The sequence below is a fragment of the Dongia sp. genome, assembly GCF_041909655.1.
GTDB lineage: Bacteria > Pseudomonadota > Alphaproteobacteria > Dongiales > Dongiaceae > Dongia.
The window spans coordinates 66,607-83,264 of sequence record NZ_JAYRDA010000002.1 but is presented as its reverse complement, the minus strand read 5'-3'; the positions used below and the strand labels follow the sequence as shown (position 1 = coordinate 83,264).

Annotated in this window: 18 protein-coding genes; 5 read left to right on the top strand and 13 right to left on the bottom strand. The window is 61.8% G+C overall.

What is annotated here, in order from left to right; translation table 11 throughout:
* Positions 1-24 precede the first annotated feature (24 nt).
* The gene (locus ACE3PR_RS03595) at positions 25-1,389 is read right to left on the bottom strand and encodes a glutamate--cysteine ligase (RefSeq protein WP_374368273.1); all 1,365 of its coding nucleotides are present in this window, start codon (positions 1,387-1,389) and stop codon (positions 25-27) included.
* 14 nt (positions 1,390-1,403) lie between these two features.
* Positions 1,404-2,186, bottom strand: a complete 783-nt coding sequence (locus ACE3PR_RS03590; protein WP_374368272.1) for a 16S rRNA (uracil(1498)-N(3))-methyltransferase — start codon at positions 2,184-2,186, stop codon at positions 1,404-1,406.
* Between the two features lie 77 nt (positions 2,187-2,263).
* Between ACE3PR_RS03590 and ubiA the strand changes: the two genes are divergently transcribed.
* From ubiA to ACE3PR_RS03575, 3 genes are read left to right on the top strand one after another with little or no spacing between them, the layout of a single operon-like run.
* Entirely contained in the window at positions 2,264-3,175 is a 912-nt protein-coding gene (gene ubiA / locus ACE3PR_RS03585) for a 4-hydroxybenzoate octaprenyltransferase (RefSeq protein ID WP_374368271.1), read from the top strand.
* Positions 3,172-3,825 (top strand): methyltransferase, encoded by a 654-nt coding sequence (locus ACE3PR_RS03580; RefSeq protein ID WP_374368269.1) that lies wholly within the window; start codon positions 3,172-3,174, stop codon positions 3,823-3,825. Before ubiA ends, ACE3PR_RS03580 begins: the two co-directional genes overlap by 4 nt.
* A 2-nt stretch (positions 3,826-3,827) precedes the next feature.
* Positions 3,828-4,562 (top strand): MOSC domain-containing protein, encoded by a 735-nt coding sequence (locus ACE3PR_RS03575; protein ID WP_374368267.1) that lies wholly within the window; start codon positions 3,828-3,830, stop codon positions 4,560-4,562.
* 46 nt (positions 4,563-4,608) lie between these two features.
* Here ACE3PR_RS03575 and ACE3PR_RS03570 read toward each other — a convergent pair whose 3' ends face one another.
* The 4 genes from ACE3PR_RS03570 to ACE3PR_RS03555 form a co-directional block, all read right to left on the bottom strand.
* On the bottom strand, positions 4,609-5,244 hold the full coding sequence (locus ACE3PR_RS03570) for a peroxiredoxin (protein ID WP_374368265.1): 636 nt from the start codon (positions 5,242-5,244) through the stop codon (positions 4,609-4,611).
* A 32-nt stretch (positions 5,245-5,276) separates the two neighbouring features.
* Positions 5,277-6,140 carry a carbon-nitrogen hydrolase family protein gene (locus ACE3PR_RS03565; RefSeq protein WP_374368263.1) on the bottom strand — a complete coding sequence of 288 codons (864 nt, stop codon included), beginning with the start codon at positions 6,138-6,140 and terminating at the stop codon, positions 5,277-5,279.
* A gap of 27 nt (positions 6,141-6,167) precedes the next feature.
* Entirely contained in the window at positions 6,168-6,431 is a 264-nt protein-coding gene (gene grxC, locus ACE3PR_RS03560; RefSeq protein ID WP_374368261.1) for a glutaredoxin 3, read from the bottom strand.
* Between the two features lie 126 nt (positions 6,432-6,557).
* Complete coding sequence (locus tag ACE3PR_RS03555) at positions 6,558-7,322, bottom strand: ComF family protein (protein WP_374368259.1); 765 nt, start codon at positions 7,320-7,322, stop codon at positions 6,558-6,560.
* A gap of 69 nt (positions 7,323-7,391) precedes the next feature.
* Here ACE3PR_RS03555 and ACE3PR_RS03550 point away from each other — a divergent pair, with 69 nt between their 5' ends.
* Positions 7,392-8,303 (top strand): methyltransferase domain-containing protein, encoded by a 912-nt coding sequence (locus ACE3PR_RS03550; RefSeq protein ID WP_374368257.1) that lies wholly within the window; start codon positions 7,392-7,394, stop codon positions 8,301-8,303.
* Here ACE3PR_RS03550 and ACE3PR_RS03545 read toward each other — a convergent pair.
* The 5 genes from ACE3PR_RS03545 to ACE3PR_RS03525 are packed head-to-tail and all read right to left on the bottom strand — an operon-like array spanning position 8,300 to position 12,163.
* A complete protein-coding gene (locus ACE3PR_RS03545; RefSeq protein WP_374368255.1) occupies positions 8,300-8,980 on the bottom strand; it encodes a FecR domain-containing protein in 681 nt (226 codons plus the stop codon). The two genes, ACE3PR_RS03550 and ACE3PR_RS03545, sit on opposite strands and share 4 nt — an antisense overlap.
* Positions 8,981-9,015: 35 nt before the next feature.
* Positions 9,016-9,423, bottom strand: coding sequence for an 8-oxo-dGTP diphosphatase MutT (mutT, locus tag ACE3PR_RS03540; protein WP_374368253.1), 408 nt, complete (start codon positions 9,421-9,423; stop codon positions 9,016-9,018).
* Positions 9,420-10,022, bottom strand: a complete 603-nt coding sequence (locus tag ACE3PR_RS03535) for a GNAT family N-acetyltransferase (RefSeq protein ID WP_374368251.1) — start codon at positions 10,020-10,022, stop codon at positions 9,420-9,422. Before ACE3PR_RS03535 ends, mutT begins: the two co-directional genes overlap by 4 nt.
* Entirely contained in the window at positions 10,003-11,238 is a 1,236-nt protein-coding gene (argJ, locus tag ACE3PR_RS03530) for a bifunctional glutamate N-acetyltransferase/amino-acid acetyltransferase ArgJ (RefSeq protein ID WP_374368249.1), read from the bottom strand. The genes ACE3PR_RS03535 and argJ overlap by 20 nt, the downstream gene beginning before the upstream one ends.
* A 37-nt stretch (positions 11,239-11,275) precedes the next feature.
* The gene (locus ACE3PR_RS03525) at positions 11,276-12,163 is read right to left on the bottom strand and encodes a peptidylprolyl isomerase (RefSeq protein WP_374368247.1); all 888 of its coding nucleotides are present in this window, start codon (positions 12,161-12,163) and stop codon (positions 11,276-11,278) included.
* A gap of 216 nt (positions 12,164-12,379) precedes the next feature.
* Here ACE3PR_RS03525 and secA point away from each other — a divergent pair, with 216 nt between their 5' ends.
* The gene (gene secA, locus ACE3PR_RS03520; RefSeq protein ID WP_374368245.1) at positions 12,380-15,019 is read left to right on the top strand and encodes a preprotein translocase subunit SecA; all 2,640 of its coding nucleotides are present in this window, start codon (positions 12,380-12,382) and stop codon (positions 15,017-15,019) included.
* A gap of 61 nt (positions 15,020-15,080) precedes the next feature.
* Here secA and pip read toward each other — a convergent pair whose 3' ends face one another.
* Complete coding sequence (gene pip / locus ACE3PR_RS03515; RefSeq protein WP_374368243.1) at positions 15,081-16,019, bottom strand: prolyl aminopeptidase; 939 nt, start codon at positions 16,017-16,019, stop codon at positions 15,081-15,083.
* A gap of 84 nt (positions 16,020-16,103) precedes the next feature.
* Positions 16,104-16,649 (bottom strand): hypothetical protein, encoded by a 546-nt coding sequence (locus tag ACE3PR_RS03510; RefSeq protein WP_374368241.1) that lies wholly within the window; start codon positions 16,647-16,649, stop codon positions 16,104-16,106.
* Positions 16,650-16,658: the final 9 nt, after the last annotated feature.

Sequence of the window (16,658 nt, the reverse complement as noted above, 5' to 3'; positions counted from 1 at the left end):
GGATCGAACGTCGTGCTTCTCCTGTCAGTAGGCGAACTCGCTGAACACCGGATCCACGGAACCGCTCCATTTGCCGCGATAGAGTTCAAGCTTCAGCTCGGCCGGGGTCTTTCCGCTATCGGCGATGATCTGCAACGGATTGAGGAAACCCGATTCATCCATGCCGCCGAGATCGGTGGCGCCGCGCCGCTGCAATCCGGCACGGGCGATGGCGAGCGATTCTTGCGCCAGTTCCTGCACGGTACGGCCATGGAATGGCGTCTTGAGCGCGTGTTTCGGCACGTCGCGGCGCAATTGTTCGTGGTCGGTGATCGACCAATCCTTGACCAGATCCCAGGCGGCATCCAGCGCGGTGCTGTCATAGAGCAGGCCAACCCAGAAAGCGGGCAGGGCGCAAAGCCGCTCCCAGGGACCGCCATCGGCGCCGCGCATTTCCAGGAAGCGCTTCAGGCGAACCTCCGGAAAGGCGGTGGTGAGATGGTCGGACCAATCCCCCGTGGTGGGGATTTCGCCGGGGAGAGCCGGCAGCTTGCCTTCGAGGAAGGCACGGAAGGATTGCCCCGAGGCATCGATATACTGACCGTCGCGATAGACGAAATACATCGGCACATCGAGCAGGTAATCGACATAGCGTTCAAAGCCCATGCCCGCTTCGAACACGAAGGGCAGAATGCCGCAGCGATCCGGGTCGGTGTCGGTCCAGATATGGCTGCGATAGGAGAGATAGCCGTTCGGTTTGCCTTCCGTGAAAGGCGAATCGGCAAAGAGCGCGGTGGCGATCGGCTGCAAGGCGAGGCTGACGCGGAATTTCTTCACCATGTCCGCTTCGCTGGAATAATCCAGATTGGTCTGCACGGTGCAGGTCCGGATCATCATATCGATGCCGAGCTTGCCGCGCTTGGGCATGTAATCGCCCATGATCTTGTAGCGGCCCTTGGGCATCCAGGGTGTGTCGGCCCGCGACCATTTCGGATTGAAGCCCATGCCGAGGACACCGATGCCAAGCTCGTCGGAGACTTCTTTCACCTGTTTGAGGTGCTGGCCGACTTCGCGGCAGGTCTCGTGGATATTCTTCAGGGGTGCCCCGGAAAGCTCGAACTGGCCGCCGGGCTCCAGCGTGATGCTTTCGCCGTTCTGCGCCAAGGCGATGATATTGCCGTTTTCCTCGATCCGTTCCCAGCCGAAGCGGGTGAGGCCTTCCAGCAGGGCGCGGATGCCGTTGGGCGCCTCATAGCTGACCGAACGCAGGGTCTTGCGGTCGAACACAAATTTCTCGTGCTCGGTCCCGATGCGCCAATCCGCCTTGGGCTTGTTGCCTTCTTCCAGATATTCGACCAGTTGGCGCTTTGCCGTCACCGGCTCGCCGCGCGATTTCGGCGGTGCTGACACGATACGTCTCCCTATCAATCCGGCATTTGACCGATCGGCAGCAAGGGTGCCGGGGGCCGTTGGGCGCCGTCGCCCAGGATGCTTTGAAAGACGGCAAGTGCAGTCAGCGCTGCCGTGTCGGCGCGCAGGATTCGAGGTCCCAAGCCGACCGGCGTAACAAAGGGTAGATTTGAAAGGAGGTCAAGCTCGGAACGCGCAAACCCGCCTTCCGGCCCGCAAAGTATCGCCCATGCGTTAGAATTACTGACAGATCCCTTGAGCGCCGATAACGCCTCCGCAATGGGGGCGGCCGGCCCCGCTTCGGCACAGAGAATGAGACGCCGTTGCACCGGCCAATCGCGCATTAAATCCCCAAGGCCTTTGGGTGCTCTTATCTCGGGCAGGGTCAGCCGTTCGGTCTGTTCCGCCGCCTCGACGGCATTTGCTTGAAGACGTTCGAGGTTGAGCCGGGTCGTCGCCGTGTGCTGCGTGAATACCGGCTGGAATGCCGCGACGCCGAGTTCGGTTGCCTTTTCCACCAGGAAATCGACCGCATCCTTCTTCAGCGGCGCAAAGCAGAGCCAGACATCGGGTACGCTTATTTGCGGCCGCCGCAAGGCGGTCACACGCAGACTGGCGCCACGCTTGCCCATCTCGGCGATCTCGCCGGAGAATTCACCCTCTCTCCCATTGAACAGATAGACCGGATCACCCACCGCGCGGCGCATGACATTGCGCAGATAATGCGCGGCGCGCTCGTCGGCGGTGACAACGGCCCCTTCTTTCAAATCGACGGGCAGATACAGGCGTGGGATCATGATCTTGAGCGTTTCCGTGGCTGTGACTATGGTCGCGGGACTTCAGACTACCTATAGATCAGTGGAATGATAATGCCATGACGGGCGCCAGCGATATCGCGATGGGTGATTGGATTGACCGGTTCGTACCGGCCGGAATCCGCCCCTATTTGCGCCTGGCACGGCTCGACCGGCCGATCGGGACCTGGTTGTTGCTTTTCCCCTGCTGGTGGTCGGTCTGCCTCGCCGCCGCGCCAGGACAGGGGCCTGATCTGCGGTTGCTGACCCTTTTCGCCGTCGGTGCAATCGTCATGCGTGGCGCCGGCTGCACCATCAACGACATCGCAGACCGCGATTTTGACGCCAAGGTCGCGCGCACCGCCAACCGGCCGCTCGCCTCCGGGGCTCTGTCGCTCAAGCAGGCCTTTGCCTTTCTCGGCCTGCAACTAGGCCTCGGCCTTCTGGTCCTTTTGCAATTTCCCCTCAATGCCATCTGGCTGGGTGTTGCGTCTCTGGTGCTGGTTGCCGCCTATCCCTTCATGAAGCGGATCACCTGGTGGCCGCAAGCCTTTCTCGGCCTCACGTTCAATTGGGGCGCCTTGCTGGGTTGGGCTGCCGTTACTGGCGGCCTCTCGGCGGCACCCGTCTGGCTCTATGCCGGTGGCATTTTCTGGACGCTCTTCTACGACACGATCTATGCCCATCAGGACAAGGCCGACGATGCGCTGATCGGGATCAAATCGACGGCCTTGCGGCTGGGAACGCAGACCAAGCCCTGGTTGTTTGGCTTTGGTGCCTTGACCATTGTCTGCTTCTCCCTGGCAATGATTACGAGCGGCAGCGGCTGGATCGCCTATATCGGTCTTGCCGGCGTTCTGATCCATCTTTTCTGGCAATTGCACGACGTCGATCTCGATGACGCCAAGGACTGCCTCAACAAGTTCCGAAGCAATCGTTATGTCGGCTGGATTCTGCTATTCGGCATTGTACTCGATCGATTGATCACGTGACGGCGCCCAAGGATTTCATCCGCCGGCAAACCCGTATCACCCGGCCAAGCCTGGTGCCGGAGGTAAGACTCCATCTCGCCGATGAAATGACACCGATCTGGCGCGCGACACAGGACGAACTGGACAATCTCGGCGTGCCGCCGCCCTTCTGGGCTTTCTGCTGGCCCGGCGGGCAGGCGCTTACCCGTTTCATCCTGGATCGGCCGGAATGGGTCGTGGGCAAGCGCGTGCTCGATTTTGCTGCGGGCAGCGGTCTTTCCGGCATCGCCGCGGCGAAAGCGGGAGCCGGCAGGGTGATCGCGGCCGAGATCGATGCCCATGCCGCAGCGGCTATCGCCCTCAATGCCAGGCTCAATGGCGTGACGATCGAGATTGCGACGGATGATATCGTCGGCCGAACAGATCTCGACGTCGATGTCGTTCTCGCCGGCGATATTTGTTACGAGCAACCCATGGCCGAACGGGTCTTTGCCTGGCTGCAGGTTCTGGCGGCGCGGGGCGTCGTCGTGCTCATGGGCGATCCGGGGCGGGCCTATCTGCCGCGCCGCGGTATCACCGAACTGGCACGCTATCAGGTGCCGACCTCGACCGATCTCGAGGACAAGGATATGCGCCTTACCACCGTCTGGCGCATCGACAAGGGAGAATGATCTTGGATATTGCGGCAAAAGTGGCTGGCCTCTACCGCTATCCGGTGCAAAGCGTCCGGGGCGAGACATTGTCCTCGGTGGCGTTCGGGCCTGCCGGGATTCCCGGCGACCGCGCCTACGGCATCGCCGATCTCGAACTCGGCTGCATCGCCCATGCCAGCCGTGCCAAGAAGCAATATCGCGGCCTCATCACATGGTCGGCGCATTATCTCGAAGAACCGCGCGAGAACGGCGCTCCGGCGCTGGTCGAGCTTGATTTCGGCGATGGATCGATCCGCGGCGACGATACCCGCATCGATGCCATCATCAGTGAACGCCTCGGCATGAAGGCGGCCTTCGTCGTCAACGACGGCAGCCGGGTCCCCAGGCTTTACGAGCAAAGCCATTGCCATCTTCTGACGACGGCGACCCTGAAGCGCCTCAAGCGGCATCACGAGGCGGGTGATTTTGTCCCGGCACGATTCCGGCCCAATATCCTGCTGGATTGCGGTGACGAAGTGGGCTTCCTGGAGCAGGATTGGATGGGTCGGGCGATCGCCATCGGCGCTGCGGCTTTCGACATCAACGACGTTTGTAAGCGCTGTGCCCTGACGACGCGGGCGCAAGGAGATCTGCCGGACGACCCCGGTATCCTGCAAAGCACGGCATTGCTCAACAAGACGGTTGCCGGTGTCTATGGCGCCGTTCTGCGGCCTGGCGCGGTGCTACTCGGCGACCGCGTCGATTTGGGCGGATAGTGGATGCCCGTGCTCTAAGCGGGCATCCACCAGCCACGATCCGAGATTACTTGTTCGGCTGTGGCGTCACGCGCAGATAGGGTTTGATCTTCTTGTAGCCCTTGGGAAACAGCTTGTCGGCCTCGGCATCGGGGATGCTGGGCGGGATGATGCAATCCTGACCGTCGCGCCAGTTGACCGGTGTGGCGACCTTGAACCCGGCGGTCAGCTGCAAGGAATCGAGCACCCGCAGAATTTCATCAAAATTGCGCCCGGTGCTCATCGGATAGGTGATTTGCAGCTTCACCTTCTTGTCCGGGCCGATAATGAAGACCGACCGAACGGTGGCCGTCTGGTCCATGTTCGGATGAATCATGTCATAGAGTTCCGACACCTTGCGGTCGGCATCGGCGAGCAGCGGGAAATTTAGGGCATGGCCCTGGGTTTCCTTGATGTCCGCCGCCCAGGCATGATGGTCCTTCACCGGATCGACACTGAGGCCGATGACCTTGGTGTTGCGCTTGTCGAATTCGGGCTTGAGACGCGCCACTTCGCCGAGCTCGGTGGTGCAGACCGGTGTGTAATCCTTGGGATGCGAGAACAGGATTGCCCAGGAATTGCCGATCCAGTCATGGAACTTGATGCGGCCGTCGGTCGAATCCTGTTCGAAATCGGGCGCAGTGTCGCCAAGTCGAAGCGTCATGATCAATCCTCCTTGCTGTCGCAGTCCCTTTATTATTCGCCGGCCGCGCTTAATGGGGCTGCCGGCCGGGTGAATGTACGGTCGTGGCTGAGCGCCGGCACCGCATAGCGCGCTTTCGTGACAAGCGCGGTATCGATCTCGGCCGTCACCACGCCGACCTCCGTGCCGGCATCGGCCAGCACCTTGCCCCAGGGGTCGATGATCAGTGAATGGCCATAGGTGCCGCGGCCTTCGGCATGGATGCCGGTCTGCGCAGCGGCGAACATGAAGCAACCGGTCTCGATCGCACGAGCGCGCAGCAGCACATGCCAATGCGCCTCGCCGGTCGGTACGGTGAAGGCGGCGGGGCCGGTCAACATGATGGCGCCGGCCTGGGCAAGCGCCCGGTGCAGATAGGCGAAGCGCACGTCGTAGCAGATGGTAAGGCCGAGCCCGCCCCAGGGTGTCGGCGCGATCACGGCTTCATGGCCGGGGCGCACTTGCGCTGATTCCCGATGGCTTTCACCGGTCGCAAGATCGACGTCGAACATATGGATCTTGTCGTACCGCGCGACCACCTGGCCCTTCGGGTCGAACACGAATTGGCGGTTGGCGATTCGTGTTTCTTCGGCACGGACCGGCATCGAGCCGATCACCAGCCAGATGCCGAGTTCCTTGGCGAGATCGCCGAAGGCGACGAGGCCGGGATGCTCGGCTTCATAGGGCGCCTTGGCGAGGGCCGCTTTTTTGTCCGGTTCGAGGATGGTGGTGTTTTCCGGCGTCACCACCAATCTGGCGCCCTTGGCATGAGCGGCACGGATGAGATCGCTGGCCGCGGCGATGTTGGGGGCCACGTCGCGCGCCGAGGTCATCTGCACGCAGGCTGCGGTAAAGACCGAGGCTGGGTTCTCGCTCATCTTGAAACTCCCGTTATGCCGTCCATGTTATCCGCCGGTCTGCAGCAAGGGCGCCAGCTTGCCGGCGCGCTCAAGCGCATAGAGCTCGTCGCAGCCGCCGATATGCCGGTCATCGATGAAGATTTGCGGCACGCTGGAGCGACCGCCGGCACGGGCGCGCATTTCTTCGCGCAGCTTGCCGTCCGTCATCACGTCGATCTCGCGATAAGTGACGCCGCGCTCATCCAGCAACTTCTTTGCCCGGTAGCAATAGCCGCAGAGCATGGTGGTATAGATTTCGACTTTCGCCATTCACACACCAACCCGAGAGAATTCCCGACAGCATCGTTTGTCCAGTGGGGAATAACCCTAATGTCAGGCTTTGAGGGCGTCTTGACAAGGGGGCGCTGCCACTTCGGAGACATTGCCGCGCGCTTTTTAATCGGCGGCAATAACCCGGGCCAGGGCAAGGACATCGATGCCCCCGGCACCATTCTGGCGCAGGGCGCGGGCGCAGCCGGCAATGGTGGCGCCGGTCGTAACGACGTCGTCGATAAGAAGGATGCGCCGGCCGGCGATAAGGTCATGGCGGCGAGGGTTGAGGGCAAAGGCACCCGCCACATTGCGCTGCCGGGCCAGGCGCCCGAGGCGGCCTTGTTTCGGGGTCGCGCGGCGCCGGATGAGAAGGTCCGGCACGACCTTCTTGCCGCTCAGCCGACCAAGGGCAAGGCTCAACAAGGCGGCTTGATTGTAGCGGCGGGTGAAGAGGCGGGACCAATGCAAGGGCACCGGCGCGATGAAATCGGCCTCTGCCAGCAATTCAGCGCCCGCACGCGCCAGCCAGTTGGCGAAGGCCGGCGCCGACGAAGTGCGGTCAGCATGTTTGAAGGCCAGGATGAGGTCGCGGCTGTTCTCGTCATAACGGAAAACAGCCCTGGCCCGGTCGAAGACCGGCGGGGTTGCCGCACAGGAGGCGCAGAGGGCGCCCGGGCCTTGGTCGAACTCGAAGGGCAGGCCGCAGCAGGCACAGGCGGGAGCCGAGATGAAACGCAATCCCTGCCAGCAAGAGGGGCAAACACCACCCTGGATCTCGACGAGATCACCGCATTTCAGGCATCTGGGCGGCAGGATAGCATCGAGCATCCGTCGCCCCGCGATACGGAGCGGCTTCAAGGCTTCGGCGGATCTTGTCTGCATATCCATGGGCAATCGCAGCCTCCTCAAGCAAATCCTTGCTTGCCCGCGCCCGGATGTCCAGGGTACTGACGCGCCATGAGCAAATTGGAAAGACCGGATCAGGCACAGGTTTTTGACCGGGCGCAGCTGCGCCGTCAGCGGCGCCGCGCGCAAGCGGATTTCGGCCGCCACGACTTCCTGTTCCAGGAATTGGCCGAGCGGCTGCTGGACCGTCTGTCCGACGTCACCCGCACATTCCCGCTGGCGGTGGATCTGTCGCCCTATCCCGGTCGCCTCCGCTCGATTGCTGGCGCCGCGCTGGGCGGCAGAATTGGAACCTGGCTATCGGCCCCGAGCGATCCCGGCTTTGCGGTGCCGAGCTCCCCGGCTGGTCTTATTTGTGATGAAGAAGCCCTGCCGTTCCGACCGGGCAGCCTAGATCTGGTTCTTTCCTGCCTTGGCCTTCATTGGGTGAACGACCTGCCGGGCGCCATGATTCAGGTGCGCCATGCCCTGCGCCCGGACGGCCTGTTCCTGGGCGTGATGCTGGGTGGCGAGACACTGGCCGAATTGCGGCAATGCCTGATGGAGGCGGAGCTTGCGGAAACGGGTGGGGCGAGCCCACGGGTCTCGCCCATGGTGGGGCTGCGCGATGCGGCAGGCCTGTTGCAGCGGGCTGGCTTCGCGCTGCCGGTCGCAGATTGCGAAACGATCACGCTGACCTATCGCGATCCCCTGGCGCTGATGCGCGATTTGCGTGGCATGGGCGAAGGGAATGCTCTTCTGGGGCGGCATCGCGGCCCCACCCGTCGCCGCGTCTTTGCCCGTACCGCGGCTCTCTATGCGGAACGTCATGCAATGGGGGATGGTCGTATCACCGCTACCATCCAGGCCATTTTCGTGACGGGGTGGGCGCCGGACGCCAGCCAGCAACAACCTGCCGCTCGCGGCAGCGGCACGGTCAGCCTGTTGCAGGCGGTCGGAAAACCAGCCGGCGATCAGCGCTAATTGCCGCTGCCGCCGCTTTCATTGTCGGAATCGCGCTCACGGCCCCGGCCGGTGCGGAAATTCTCGGCCCTGGACCAGCCATCGTCGACCACGGCATCTGCGACCGACAGAATTTCATCCAGAACCTCGATACCCTGCGGGGTGATCAGTGCACTTTGCCCGGCCGCGAGATCGGCACTCGCATTGCTGTCGCGCGAGGTGACGGTGACAAGGCCGCTGATAAGGGCAAGAATCGTATCGCCATTGGCCCGCAGGCCGAGCTTCAGGGTGGTGCCGCGAATGGCGATGCTCGCCGTCGGCGTTTCGATACGGATACCGCTGGGCGGCAGAACGCCGGTCACCCAGCGGATGGCGCCACGGCTGAGAGTGAAGGCGGCTTGGCCGGTTTCGTTGTCAGAATCGAACACAAATTCGTCGATCTTGACCGTCGCATCGGCCCCGAGCGTGAGGCTTGAACCATCCACAAACCCGATCTGTATGGCGCTTTTGCGGACCGTTTCGATGAGTTCGTCGAACTCGACCCCGTCGGTCGGTTGCTTGGGAGTTCTGGCCGCCGCGGGCGGCGTGCCATAGGCGGTGTTCTGCAGCTTCTGCACCAGACCGACCGGCTCGGCATAAGCAGGCGAGGCTGCGCCGAGCAGGGCGAAGCCCAGCAATAATGGAACAAATCTGCGCATTTGACCCCCAACGGCGATGATCGCCGACCGCGATTTCACAATAAATCGCACAACATGGCAATCAGCGGTTTATCGGCGGGCGGCATCGGGTAGTCGGAAAGCCTTGTCGGCCGCACCCAGGCGAATTGCTGGCCTTCTCGCGCGGTTACGGCACCTTCCCAGCGCCGGCAGACATAAAGCGGCATCAGCAGGTGGAACGTCTCATACCCATGCGACGCGAAGGTCAGGGGGGCGAGGCAGCTTTCCTTCACGTCGATGCCGAGTTCCTCATGCAGTTCCCGAATGAGGGCGGCCTCGGGCGTCTCGCCTTCATGAACCTTGCCGCCGGGAAACTCCCACAATCCCGCCATGCTCTTGCCGGCGGGCCGTTGTGCCAGAAGGACACGGCCGTCGGCATCGACCAGTGCCACCGCGACGACCAGGAGCACGCGGGTTCCGCTCACTGCGCTGCGTACCCTTGTGCGGCGCGAAGCTGAGCCTGCTGCCAATCGGCAAAATTCAGCCGCCGATGCACCACGGGAAGATGGCAATTCTGCGCGCGGGAATGAATGTCGCCGGCGCCGCTGATGACAAAGCCGACCTTCTCGAGAACGCGGTGCGAGGCATCGTTGATGGTAACCGCCGAGGCGATCAGTTCCGGCAATTGGTAAGTTTCGAAGGCGAGCCGCACCATGCGTGCCGCTGCCTCGGTCGCGTAGCCAAAGCCCCAGAATTCCTTGCCGATCCAATAACCGAGCTCCGGCCCGTCAGGGGTCTTCTGCAGTCCGATGCAGCCGATCAACTGCGCCGATTGCTTCAACTCGATGGCCAGCACCACAGCCCCTTCCGGATCGTCCAGAAACCGGCCGGCAGCGGCGGCCGAGGTTTCCGGCGCCTCGACGAATTCCACCGCCATCTGCATATCGTAGGGATAAGGGATCGTCGCCGTATAGCGTGCCACCTCAAAGTCGTTCACCAGGCGCACGATCTCGGTGGCGTCGGTCGGCTCCAGGGGACGCAAAATCAATCGCTGGGTCGCGAGATCAGGAGCGGTAATCGGCATTGATTTCGATATAGCGATGGGTGAGGTCGCAGGTCCAGACGCGCGCTTTGCCGCTGCCCACGCCGACATCGACGGCGATGCGGACATCGCGTGTCTTGATATGGGCGGCAACCGGCGCTTCGTCGTAATCCGGGCGGCGTTGGCCGTTGCGCGTGATCTCGACGCCACCGATGCTGATCGAAACTTTGTCGCGATCGGCCTTCTCGCCGGACTTGCCGATGGCCATGACGATACGACCCCAATTGGCGTCTTCACCGGCGATTGCGGTCTTGACCAGGGGCGAGTTGGCGATGGCAAGACCGATGCGGCGCGCAGCGCCGACACTGGCGGCACCGGAGACGTCGATGGTGATGAGCTTCTCGGCACCTTCGCCGTCCTGCACCACCTGCACGGCAAGATCCGTCAGCAGCGAATCCAGCGCGCCGCGGAATTCCTTCAGCAGCGGGTCGGTAGCGGAAGCAGGCTTCTTGTGCTTGGCGCCCTGGCCGGTCGCGGCGAGGAGCAAGGTGTCGCTGGTCGAGGTGTCGCTGTCGACCGTGATGCAGTTGAAAGAGCGGTCGGCGCCCTTCTTCAACAGGGCCTGCAGGATCGCCGCTGGAATCTTGGCATCCGTCATCACGAAGGCCAGCATGGTCGCCATGTCGGGCGCGATCATGCCGGAACCCTTGGCAAAACCGTTAATGGTCACCTCGACGCCACCGATCTTGGCGGTGCGATAGGCGACTTTGGGGAAGGTGTCGGTGGTCATGATGGCGCGTGCCGCATCGTTCCACGCGTCGTCCTTGAGGTCACGGGCGAGGGCCGGCAGGTTCTCGGTGATGCGCGCATCGTTGAGTGGTTCGCCGATGACGCCGGTCGAGGCCAGGTAAACCTCGCTCGGCTTGCATTTGAACTGCGCCGCTGTCGCCTTTAGGCAGCGTTCAGCGGCTTGCAGCCCGACCTTGCCGGTAAAGGCGTTGGCATTGCCGGCATTGACCAGGATCGCCCGCGCCTTGCCGCCCCTCAAATGCTTGCGGCAGATATCGACGGGAGCCGAACGGGTCAGCGAGCGGGTAAGTACGCCGGCGATGGTGCTGCCGGGTGCCAGTTCCATCAGCATGACGTCGGTGCGCCCCTGATAACGGACGCCGCAGGCGCGGGCCGCGAGGCGCACGCCTGGAAGGGCCGGCAGATGGTGGAACACGGTCGGTGCGAGCGGCGAAACCTTGGTGCCCATCGATCGTCGGCCTTTCCGATTGCTGTGAGAATGCGGCTTATTGTTTCGGCTTCGCGCCGCCGGTGGGGTCGATGATATCGAGCTGCGCGCCTTCCTTCAGATCCTTGGCGAGCTGCAGGCGCATTTCGTCGATCATCGTGGCGCGGATTTCGTCCTTGGCCACATTGAAGGCCGGCTTCGGCTTCTCGCGTTCGTCATTGAGACGGATGACGTGATAGCCGAACTGGGTCTTCACAGGGGTTTCGCTGATCTCGCCCTTCTTCATGGCAAGGGCCGCGTCGGCGAATTCCTTCACGAAGCCGCTATCCGCGCCGAACCAGCCGAGCTCACCAGCATTCTTGGCAGCGCTGGGATCGATCGACTTTTCCTTGGCGAGGGCTGCGAAATCGCCACCGCCCTTCAATTGCTCAATGAGGGCCTTGGCCTCTTCCTCGGTCTTGACCAGGATGTGGGCGGCGCTCACTTCGCGTTCCGCCGGCAGGTCCTTGGTGGTCGCTTCGAACTTGGCCTTTTCTTCGTTGTAGCGGGCATCGACCGTGGCGTCGGTCACCTTTTCCACGATCTCGCGGTTGAGATAGGCTTCACGGACCGCGTTGTCTTCCAGGGTCTTGATGTTCTTGGCGATGGTTTCCTTGACTGTCGGGTCGTCCATCAGGCCCTCGGCGCGGCCCTTCGCCGCGGCCAGGCTCAGGAAGACGTAGTAATCGAGCAATTGCGGAAAGACCTGGTCGATATTGGCGCGGATTTCCGGCCGCATGCCCTCGGCGATATCGAGAATATCCTGTCGCGTGATGTCCTGGCCGTTCAGCTTGGCCACCACCAGCTTGGGGTCAGGCGTTGTGGCGTCCTGTGAAAGGGCGTTGCCGGTCATGCCGAGAGCAATGAAGCCGGCAAGTGCTACGGTACGAAAAGTCTGTTTGGCCATGGGATTGGGGAGGTCCTTGGACTGCCTAAAAAAAGTCGCGGGCAACCGGTTTTGCAACCCCGAACCCCGCAAATTGCCGGCGACTATGCCCAAGGCTGCTTCCCCTTACAAGGGGAAAGGTCAAGGATTCCCGATACTTCACCCCAAGTTGACAGGGAAGCGCCCGCGACCTATCTGTTGCGCAAGCACAATCCGGATTTTTAAAGGTTTCTGAGCATGTTCGCGGCGTTGGCGAGGCGGGTCTTTGGATCCGCGAATGACCGATTCATCAAGAGCTTGGACAAGACGGTCGCCGCGGTTAACGCGCTCGAAGCGGAAGTGAAGCCGCTGAGCGACGACGAGTTGCGCGGCCGTACGATCTGGCTGCGCGAACGGCTGGAAAAGGGCGAGACTCTCGACGACATTCTGCCGGACGCCTTTGCGACCGTCCGTGAGGCTGCCTTGCGCACGCTCGGCCAGCGGCATTTCGACGTCCAGATCAAAGGCGGCGTGGTTCTTCATCAGGGCAAGATCGCCGAAATGAAGACCGGTGAAGGCAAGACCCTGGTGGCGACGCTCGCTACCTATCTGAACGCCATTGAAGGCAAGGGCGTCCATGTCGTCACGGTCAACGATTATCTGGCCAAGCGTGACTCGACCTGGATGGGGCAGGTCTATCAGTTCCTCGGCCTCACGGTCGGCGCTGTGGTCCACGGTCTCAACGATGTCGAACGACGGGCTGCCTATGCCTGCGACGTGACCTATGGCACCAATAACGAATTCGGCTTCGACTATCTGCGCGATAACATGAAGCACCGCGTCGAGGACATGACGCAGCGGCCGTTCAATTTCGCCATCGTCGACGAAGTCGACAGCATTCTGATCGACGAAGCGCGTACACCGCTCATCATTTCCGGCCCGACCGAGGACAATTCCGACCTCTATGCCCGTGTCGACAAGCTGATTCCGCATCTCATCGAGGGTGATTTCGAGAAGGACGAGAAATCTCGCCACGTAACATTGACCGATGCCGGCAACGAGCATATCGAGCAATTGCTGCGCGGCGCCGGTTTGATGAAGACCGGCACGCTCTATGACGCCGCCAATATCAGCCTGGTCCATCACGTCAATCAGGCGCTCCGTGCCCACAAGCTCTTTACCCGCGATGTTGATTACATCGTCAAGGACGACAAGGTCATAATCATCGACGAATTCACCGGCCGCATGATGGAGGGCCGGCGCTATTCCGAGGGTCTCCATCAGGCGCTGGAAGCCAAGGAAGGCGTCAAGATCCAGAACGAGAACCAGACGCTGGCCTCGATCACCTTCCAGAACTATTTCCGCATGTATCCCAAGCTTGCCGGCATGACCGGCACGGCGATGACGGAAGCCCCCGAATTCTCCGACATCTATGGTCTCGATGTCGTCGAGATTCCGACCAATGTGCCGGTTTCGCGTATCGACCATCATGACGAGGTCTATCGTTCGGCCAACGAGAAGTACAAGGCGATCGTCGAACTGGTCGAGGAATGCCGCAATCGGCAGCAGCCGGTCCTGGTCGGCACTGTGTCGATTGAGAAATCCGAGCTGCTGTCCGATGTGCTGAAGCAGAAGAAAATTCCGCACCAGGTGTTGAACGCCCGCTTCCACGAACAGGAAGCCTTCATCATCGCCGATGCCGGCGTGCCCGGTGCTGTGACGATCGCTACCAACATGGCTGGTCGCGGCACCGACATCCAGCTTGGCGGCAATATCAAGATGCGCATCGAGCGCGAGCTCGGTGAGGTGCCCGAGGGTCCGGAGCGCGAGAAGCGCATCGCGGCGATCATGGCCGAAGTCGAAGCCAAGAAAAAAGTGGCGCTGGAAGCCGGCGGTCTTTTCGTCGTCGCCACTGAGCGCCATGAGAGCCGGCGCATCGACAATCAGTTGCGCGGCCGTTCCGGCCGCCAGGGCGATCCGGGCGCCTCGCGCTTCTTCCTCAGCCTCGAAGATGATCTCATGCGCATCTTCGGTTCCGAGCGCATGGATACGATGCTGAAGCGCTTGGGTCTCAAGGAAGGCGAGGCGATCGTCCACCCCTGGATCAACAAGGCGCTCGAGAAGGCGCAGCAGAAGGTCGAAGCGCGCAACTTCGAGATCCGCAAGAACCTGCTGAAGTTCGACAACGTCATGAACGATCAGCGCAAGGTGATCTACGAGCAGCGCAAGGAATTGATGGCGGCAACGGACCTCAAGGAAGAGGTCGCCGGCATGCGCCACGAGGTGATCAGCGACCTGATCGCTCGTTATATTCCCGAGAAGGCCTTTGCCGAACAATGGGATGTGAAGGGTCTCCATGAAGAGACGCTGCGCATCTTCGGCCTTGACCTGCCCTTCGGTGATTGGGCCAAGGAAGAGGGTATCGCCAATGAGGCGATGCAGGAGCGCTTGGTGGAAGCGGTGGACCGCAAGATGGCCGAGAAGGCCGCCAATACTGGCCCCGAACTGATGCGCGCGATCGAGAAATCGCTGGTGCTCCAGATCCTCGACCAGAATTGGAAAGAGCATCTCCTCAACATGGATCATTTGCGCCACGCCGTCTCCTTGCGTGCCTATGGCCAGCGCGACCCGCTCAATGAATACAAGCGCGAAGCCTTCGAGATGTTCGAGGGGATGCTCGATCGGCTGCGCGAACAGGCCACCGCGATGCTGTCGCATATCGAGGTCCGGGCCCAGGCCGAGCAGAACGCGGCGCCTCAGGCGCCGGCCCCCGCGCCGGTGGCTGGCGGGGTCAATCCGAACGATCCCAATAGCTGGACCAATCTCAACCGAAATGCCGATTGCCCCTGCGGCTCCGGAAAAAAATACAAGCACTGCCACGGCCGCCTGACGGCGTAACCCTTGCACAAGAACAAAAATCCCCGGGTCTTGCCCCGGGGATTTTTTTATGGCCTGGCTATCATGCGAACCGATCGGTCGCTTCGATCAGCTGGTTCATGATGCCCGGTTCGTCGAAGGCGTGTCCGGCATCGTCAACGATGACGAATTGCGCCTCCGGCCAGGCCCTGTGCAATTCCCACGCGGTAACGGCCGGGGTGCAGACATCGTAGCGGCCCTGGATGATGATGCCGGGAATGCTCTTCAGCTTGTGAGCATCCCGGATCAGTTGGCCCTCATCCATCCAGCCGCCATGGACGAAATAGTGGTTCTCGATGCGGGCGAAAGCGAGGGCGAACTGGTCCTGGCCATAATGGGTACTGTTCTGCTTGCTGGGCAGCAATTTGATGGTGCTGCCTTCCCATACACTCCAGGCGCGCGCTGCTTCGATCTGCGCCTTCGGGTCGGGACCGGTCAGGCGCTTCCGATAGGCGCTTACCAGATCGCCGCGCTCGGCTTCCGGAATGGGAGCGAGGAAGCTCTCCCAGAGATCGGGGAAGAGATTCGAGGCGCCGTTCTGATAGTACCAGTCGATCTCGCGCTTCTTCAGGGTGAAGATGCCGCGGACGACCAATTCGCTGACATGGGCTGGATGCGTCTCGGCATAGGCCAGCGCCAGGGTCGAGCCCCAGGACCCGCCGAAGACCAGCCACTTGTCGACGCCCATGATGCCCCGCAGGGATTCGATATCCTTGACCAGATCCCAGGTCGTGTTGTTCTCCAGACTGGCATGGGGCTTTGAGCGGCCGCAGCCGCGCTGGTCGAACAACAGCACACGGTATTTCTTCGGATCGAACAGCCGGCGATGCGCGGGCGAACAGCCGGCGCCGGGGCCACCATGCAGGAAGACGGCCGGCTTGCCGTCGGGATTGCCGGAAATCTCCCAATAGACCTGATGCCCATCCCCGGTATCGAGATAGCCGGTACGAAAAGGTTCGATCGCCGGATAGAGCGTGCGCATGGTGGGTTCGTCCTGAGGGCTGGAGTAGCTTGGGTGTGGCCATCAGGATTAGGCGATCTTACTTGATTGGGCAAGACAGGGCGGCTAGTCGGCTTTCACGCCATCTAGCGGCAAATCGCCCCTTTCGATCGCCTGGCGCAAGGCCGTGAGACCCAGTTCGACCTCCTCCGCCATTTCCCGCGCGCGCCTCAGATCATTGATGTCCATTTCGCCGATCGAGGCCCGCTTGAGGCTGCCCAGATCGACGACCTGGGCGAGATAACGCCCCTTCAGTTTCGCCAGAAGTCGGGCCACCCGCTGCACTTCGACGGGCGTGCATTTGACGACGGCGCTTTCCGTCTCCGCGCGGGTGAAGGCTCGGATATCGCTGTTGAGGTGATAGATGTATTGCCCGGCGCTCGGCACGTTGTCGAAAATTTTCAGGCGCTGCGCCGCAGATTGCCGTGCTGGCGCGGCAATGCCGGCGGCCGAAGCTGCCGGGGCTTCGACCTTCAGCGGCATCTTGAGCGGTGTCACGTTATCGGCCGGCGCACGTGTCGTGACTGGCTCTATCCGCTTGTCGGATATGGTTTTTTCCGGCGCGGCGCGCTTTGAGAACATGGACAGCATGGGCAGATTCTTCCCCTTCATGGAGCTTTC

Bases quoted from the DNA above. Each gene is read 5' to 3' on its own strand.
- ACE3PR_RS03590 (WP_374368272.1), bottom strand. From the start codon at position 2,186: ATGATCCCACGCCTGTATCTGCCCGTCGATTTGAAAGAAGGGGCCGTT.
- ubiA (WP_374368271.1), top strand. From the start codon at position 2,264: ATGACGGGCGCCAGCGATATCGCGATGGGTGATTGGATTGACCGGTTC.
- ACE3PR_RS03570 (WP_374368265.1), bottom strand. From the start codon at position 5,244: ATGACGCTTCGACTTGGCGACACTGCGCCCGATTTCGAACAGGATTCG.
- ACE3PR_RS03565 (WP_374368263.1), bottom strand. From the start codon at position 6,140: ATGAGCGAGAACCCAGCCTCGGTCTTTACCGCAGCCTGCGTGCAGATG.
- grxC (WP_374368261.1), bottom strand. From the start codon at position 6,431: ATGGCGAAAGTCGAAATCTATACCACCATGCTCTGCGGCTATTGCTAC.
- ACE3PR_RS03555 (WP_374368259.1), bottom strand. From the start codon at position 7,322: ATGGATATGCAGACAAGATCCGCCGAAGCCTTGAAGCCGCTCCGTATC.
- ACE3PR_RS03550 (WP_374368257.1), top strand. From the start codon at position 7,392: ATGAGCAAATTGGAAAGACCGGATCAGGCACAGGTTTTTGACCGGGCG.
- ACE3PR_RS03545 (WP_374368255.1), bottom strand. From the start codon at position 8,980: ATGCGCAGATTTGTTCCATTATTGCTGGGCTTCGCCCTGCTCGGCGCA.
- ACE3PR_RS03535 (WP_374368251.1), bottom strand. From the start codon at position 10,022: ATGCCGATTACCGCTCCTGATCTCGCGACCCAGCGATTGATTTTGCGT.
- argJ (WP_374368249.1), bottom strand. From the start codon at position 11,238: ATGGGCACCAAGGTTTCGCCGCTCGCACCGACCGTGTTCCACCATCTG.
- ACE3PR_RS03525 (WP_374368247.1), bottom strand. From the start codon at position 12,163: ATGGCCAAACAGACTTTTCGTACCGTAGCACTTGCCGGCTTCATTGCT.
- secA (WP_374368245.1), top strand. From the start codon at position 12,380: ATGTTCGCGGCGTTGGCGAGGCGGGTCTTTGGATCCGCGAATGACCGA.
- pip (WP_374368243.1), bottom strand. From the start codon at position 16,019: ATGCGCACGCTCTATCCGGCGATCGAACCTTTTCGTACCGGCTATCTC.
- ACE3PR_RS03510 (WP_374368241.1), bottom strand. From the start codon at position 16,649: ATGAAGGGGAAGAATCTGCCCATGCTGTCCATGTTCTCAAAGCGCGCC.